The organism is Stenotrophomonas sp. P5_B8, from assembly GCF_054049855.1.
In genome coordinates this window covers 1-2,908 of the sequence record NZ_JBFULO010000458.1, presented here as the reverse complement: position 1 = coordinate 2,908, position 2,908 = coordinate 1, and the positions used below count along the sequence as shown (strand labels likewise).

The 2,908-nt window shown below is 67.2% G+C and carries 3 protein-coding genes; 2 read left to right on the top strand and 1 reads right to left on the bottom strand.

Annotated features, from left to right (window positions below):
* Positions 1-10: 10 nt before the first annotated feature.
* The gene (locus ACXJKH_RS17990; RefSeq protein ID WP_457321372.1) at positions 11-961 is read left to right on the top strand and encodes a YiiG family protein; all 951 of its coding nucleotides are present in this window, start codon (positions 11-13) and stop codon (positions 959-961) included.
* A gap of 84 nt (positions 962-1,045) precedes the next feature.
* Here the strand turns inward: ACXJKH_RS17990 and ACXJKH_RS17985 are convergent, their stop codons facing one another.
* Positions 1,046-1,918 (bottom strand): ion transporter, encoded by an 873-nt coding sequence (locus tag ACXJKH_RS17985; protein WP_457321370.1) that lies wholly within the window; start codon positions 1,916-1,918, stop codon positions 1,046-1,048.
* A 64-nt stretch (positions 1,919-1,982) separates the two neighbouring features.
* Between ACXJKH_RS17985 and ACXJKH_RS17980 the strand changes: the two genes are divergently transcribed.
* Positions 1,983-2,908, top strand: a 926-nt coding sequence (locus ACXJKH_RS17980) for an acetylornithine transaminase (protein WP_457321374.1), incomplete at its 3' end; no start/stop codon positions are given.

Sequence of the window (2,908 nt, the reverse complement as noted above, 5' to 3'; positions counted from 1 at the left end):
GGTCTGTTGAATGTCCCATCGCAAACGAAGTGCATCGCTCGCCGCCGCCATCGCCGTCATCGGCCTGCTCGGCGCCTGCAGCAAAGGCCCCTCGCACGCCGCCGATACCGAGGGCGTTGAGAAGGTGAATGCTTACGTCGCGTGTTTCAACGCGGTGGAGCAGCCCATCCACGAGGGCTTCCAGCAGTACACCGGCTGGATGCAGGATCCGAAGGCGGGCCCGACCGGCAAGGAGACGCACGTGCGCGGGCCGGGCATGGTGCTGTCGCACCGCGTCGCGCTGTGCAATGAACCGATGGTGGCGGCGCTGGCGATGACGCCGGCCGATGCCGCGCTGGATGCGCCTGYGCGCGCCTACCAGCAGCGCTTCGTTGACCTGTACGCGCTGATCGAACAGACCGACCGCTACTACACCCGCGAGGATTACCTGCGCGACGACCACGCTGGCATGCGCACCCAGCACGGCCCGCTGATGCAGGCCTACATGGCCTTCTTCGATGCCAGCGATGCGCTGGATGCCGCGCTGGAGAAGCGCGAAGACGAACGTCGTCACGCCCAGCTGAAGGAGATCGAGGCGGCCGAAGGGCGCTCGGCGGCGTATTACCAGCTCAAGATCGTCGGCGATGCCAAGCAGCTGGTGGCGCTGTTGACGGCCGATACGCCGGACCTGGCCCTCGMCCGCACCCAGCTGGCCGCCTTCCAGGCCCTGCTGAAGCAGGCCCAGGACGACAAGATCGGCAAGGGCGATGCGATGTGGGGTCACCTGGAGCGCGCTGCCGATGGGCTGGCCCGTGATGCCGGGCGTCGCGTGGACCGCMTGCAGGAAAACAAGCCACTCACCCGCAGCGAGCAGATCCTGATGCWGGGCGGTGGCCGCATCGGCAACCCGCAGGGCTCGGCCGAAGCGGTGACCGACAGCTACAACGATCTGGTCGACGCCAGCAACCAGCTGTCGCGATAAGTCGCAGCGCCACGTCGCTGTCGGCGACGACGGCGTCAACGCGGCGGGTCGGTGAACGCCCCGCCGCGCGCCTGCCTGCAGGGCTCAGGCGTTGAACACCGGCGGCAGTTTTTCCCCGCAATGGCGGCAATGCAGCGCATCCGGCTCGTGTCCTTCCAGCCCACAGTGCGGGCAGCCGCGTGCATCACGCCGCGCGGCGTGCTCGGCCTCGCGCATGGTGCTGGCCAGTTCGGCGGTGTAGATGCCGGTGGGCACGGCGATGATGCTGTAGCCGATCAGGATCAGTACCGAGGTGACGAAGCGGCCCAGCACGGTCTGCGGCACGATGTCGCCAAAGCCCACCGTGGCCATCGTCACCACTGCCCAGTACATGCTGCTGGGAATGCTGGTGAAGCCGTGGTTGGGGCCTTCGATCACGTACATCAGGGTGCCGGCGATGATCGTGATGGTGACCACCGTGAACAGGAACAGCAGCACCTTGCGGCGGCTGCGCCACAGCGATTCCATCAACACGCCGCTCTCTTCGATGTAGCGGGTCAGCTTGAGGATGCGGAACACGCGCAGGATGCGCAGCGCGCGCACCACCAGCAGGCTCTGCGCACCGGGAATGAACAGGGACAGGTAGGTGGGCAGGATCGAGGCCAGGTCGATGATCCCCCAGACGCTGAAGGCGTAGCGCAGCGGGCGCTTGACCACCGCCAGGCGCAGCACGTATTCGGCGGTGAACAGGATCGTGAAGCCCCACTCGACCACGTACAGCCAGTCGGCGTGGGCGATGTGGAAGCGCTGCACACTGTCGAACATGACCACCAGCACGCTGGCGATGATCGCGTAGACCAGCAGCAGGTCGAAATTGCGCGAGGGCCGGGTGTCGTGGCGGTAGATGATGTCGAACCAGGTCCGGCGCCAGCCGGTCTCGGTCGCGGGATTGAGCTGGGGGGCACTGAACGGTCGCATGGGCGCATTGTGCCCCAGCCGGTGGAAGCGCGAGAATGGGCTTTCCCTGACCACCCTGACTGCCATGACCGCCGCCGCCGCCGATCCGCTCCTGTCCCTGTCGCATTACTACCTGCCGGTCTACAAACCGCGCCAGGTGGTGCTCGAACGCGGCCAGGGCGCGCGCGTCTGGGACAACCAGGGCCGTGAGTTCATCGACCTGGCCGCCGGCATCGCCGTGTGCGGCCTGGGCCACAACGACCCGGACCTGACCGCCGCACTGATCGAGCAGGCCGGCAAGCTGTGGCACACCAGCAATGTGTTCTACAGCGAGCCGCCGCTGCGCCTGGCCGAAGAACTGGTCACTTCCTCGCGCTTTGCCGAGCGGGTGTTCCTGTGCAATTCCGGTGCAGAAGCCAACGAAGTGGCGATCAAGCTGGTGCGCAAGTGGGCCTCCTCGCAGGGCCGTCCCGCCCATCAGCGGGTGATCGTGACTTTCCGCGGCAGCTTCCACGGCCGCACCCTGGCCGCGGTGACCGCCACTGCCCAGCCCAAGTACCAGGAAGGCTACGAGCCGCTGCCCGGTGGCTTCCGCTACGTCGATTTCAATGATGAGGTGCAGCTGGAAACCGCGATGGCCGCCGGCGACGTGGCCGCGGTCATGCTCGAGCCGATCCAGGGCGAGGGCGGGGTGATGCYGGCCAAGCCGGGCTTCATGCAGCGCATCCGCGCTTTGTGCGACCAGCACGACGCGCTGATGGTGCTCGACGAGATCCAGGTCGGCATGGGCCGCACCGGCACCCTGTTCGCGCACTGGCAGGACAACATCAAGCCGGACATCGTGACCCTGGCCAAGGCGCTGGGCGGCGGTTTCCCGATCGGCGCGATGCTGGCCGGTCCCAAGGTGGCCGAGGTGATGCAGTTCGGCGCGCACGGCACCACCTTCGGCGGCAATCCGCTGGCCGCGGCGGTGGCGCGCGTGGCACTGCGCAAGTTGTCCTCGCCGGAGAT

What these genes read in the sequence shown, in the direction of transcription:
- ACXJKH_RS17985 (WP_457321370.1), bottom strand. Translation starts at nt 1,918, where the DNA reads ATGCGACCGTTCAGTGCCCCCCAGCTCAATCCCGCGACCGAGACCGGC.